Source organism: Aquabacterium sp. A08, from assembly GCF_011742065.1.
Window position 1 is genome coordinate 1 of record NZ_JAAQQT010000687.1, and the last position, 1,888, is coordinate 1,888.

General features: G+C 72.0%; 3 protein-coding genes and 1 pseudogene. 2 read left to right on the forward strand and 2 right to left on the reverse strand.

Features of this window, described 5'->3' with window-relative positions:
• A partial coding sequence (locus HA630_RS18030; protein ID WP_166836501.1) for a Dps family protein occupies positions 1-312 on the forward strand: 312 nt, incomplete at its 5' end.
• A gap of 16 nt (positions 313-328) precedes the next feature.
• Here HA630_RS18030 and HA630_RS18035 read toward each other — a convergent pair.
• Positions 329-613, reverse strand: a complete 285-nt coding sequence (locus tag HA630_RS18035; protein WP_166836503.1) for a DUF3567 domain-containing protein — start codon at positions 611-613, stop codon at positions 329-331.
• Between the two features lie 156 nt (positions 614-769).
• The gene (locus HA630_RS18040) at positions 770-1,591 is read right to left on the reverse strand and encodes a DUF3108 domain-containing protein (protein WP_166836505.1); all 822 of its coding nucleotides are present in this window, start codon (positions 1,589-1,591) and stop codon (positions 770-772) included.
• 72 nt (positions 1,592-1,663) lie between these two features.
• On the opposite strand from HA630_RS18040, the pseudogene HA630_RS23805 reads away from it, so the two are divergent.
• Positions 1,664-1,888: pseudogene (locus HA630_RS23805) on the forward strand (fumarylacetoacetate hydrolase); the annotation flags it as partial.

Here is a 1,888-nt window from a genome sequence, read left to right on the forward strand (position 1 = left end):
CAGTACACCGAGCTGTGGAACGCGGTGGACCCGATCGCCGAGCGCATCCGCGCGCTGGGTCATGTGGCCCCGGGCTCTTACGCCCAGTACGGCCAGCTCAGCTCGCTGCCCGATGCGCCGGCCGAGCCGCCCAAGGCGCTGGAGATGGTGCGCATTCTGGCGCAAGGCCACGAGGCGGTGGCCCGCACCGCCCGCAGCCTGTTCCCGCTGGTGGACCAGGCCAGCGACGAGCCCACCGCCGACGTGCTGGTGCAGCGCCTGGCGGTGCACGAACAAACCGCCTGGATGCTGCGGTCCCTGCTGGAGGAGTGAGGCCGGGCCGCCCGGCTCAGTGCACCACCACGGGCATCTGGGCCAGGGTGGCGTAGCCTTCGAGCGTGTCCTCCACCTCTTCCTGGGTGGGGGTGTTCTGCTGCCAGGCCTGGATCTGCAGGTGGAACATCTCGGCCCAGGAGCCGTCGAGGTAGACCTCTTTGCCCGAGCGCTTGTCCACGATCTCGAAGCCGTGGCGCGGCATGTGCGGGCCGGCCGCTTCGCTCTCGGCGCGGTCCTGTGGCGCGTTGGCCTGGATGTGCACCACCGCGAAGGAGTCGGAGTCGTAGAGCATGTGCATGGTTCAAATGTCCTCGAAACGCAATAACCCTGCAAGTGTCGGCCCGAGGGGGTGGGCCGGTGGCGGGTAGGACGCCACACACGGCAATTGGGGGCCGGTGCGGCGGCTTCAAGTCCGCTGCGTGCCACCCCATGCAAGACGCGTGCCCCGCAAGCGTCAGCGGCCGCTGAGGCGCTGGTCCACCGCGTCGCCGTTGGGCTGGGTGATGCGCATGCGCACCGGCAGGTGCTGCAGGGCCGGGGCGAACCACAGCTCCACCCGCTGGTCGTCCGGGTGGCGCGGGCTGCGCTGGAGTTTCCAGGTCTGGAAGCGGCCGGCGGGCAGCTCCTGGGTTTGTGCGCCCTCGAACGCGAAGGTCCACGCCTGCACGTCGTTGGGCGAGGCCACGGGCAGTGTCCAGGTCTGGCCGGCGCGCGGGGGCTGGGGCAGCGCGGCCAGCGTGTGCGCCAGTTGCAGGAACAGGCTGAGACGGTCCTGGGTGCCGGGGGGCAGGGGCACCACGGCGGGCGCACCCGCGACCCGCAGGCGCTGTTCGCGCCAGTCGAAGTCGAGCTGGCGCGTTTTGCGCGCCTGGTCCACGAAGCGGTCGGGCCGCAGGCCCTGGGCGTCCCAGTGGCCCTGGCTGTGTTGCACGCGCGTGCCCAGCAGCGGGACGTTCAGCTCCAGCCGCGCGTCGTAGCGCGGGCCGTCCGGCGTCCAGGTCAGGGTGGCCTGGGCGCGGTAGGGGAAGCCCTTGGACGAACCGCTGACGACGTAGCGCAGCCGTGCCGGGGCCAGGTGGGGCGCGGAGGCCGCGTTGGCGGTGGCCGTGAGGGCCGGGCCGGGGCCCGCTGGGTCCGAGCCAGACGCCCCGGCCCCGGGCGTGCCCACCCCGCCGGCGAGGGCCGCCACCACCCAGCCCGCCACGGTCCGGCGGCGCAGGCCAGGGGCGCGCCACGGGGGCATGGAACGGTGGCGGAGGGCGGTCTGGCGGAACATGGTGTGTTTGTCGATCGTACACTTGCCACAGCCCGGCCGCTCTCCCAGGCCGAGCGGCCCGACCGCACCGCCATGAAACTCGCCACCTACAAAGACGGCTCCCGCGACGGCCAGCTGGTCGTCGTTTCGCGCGACCTGAGCACCGCGCACTACGCCACCGGCATCGCCCACACCCTGCAGCAGATGCTGGACGACTGGAACTTCATCGCCCCGCAGTTGCAGGACCTGTACGTCACCCTCAACCAAGGCAAGGCGCGCCACGCCTTCCCGTTCAGCCCGCGCCAGTGCATGGCGCCG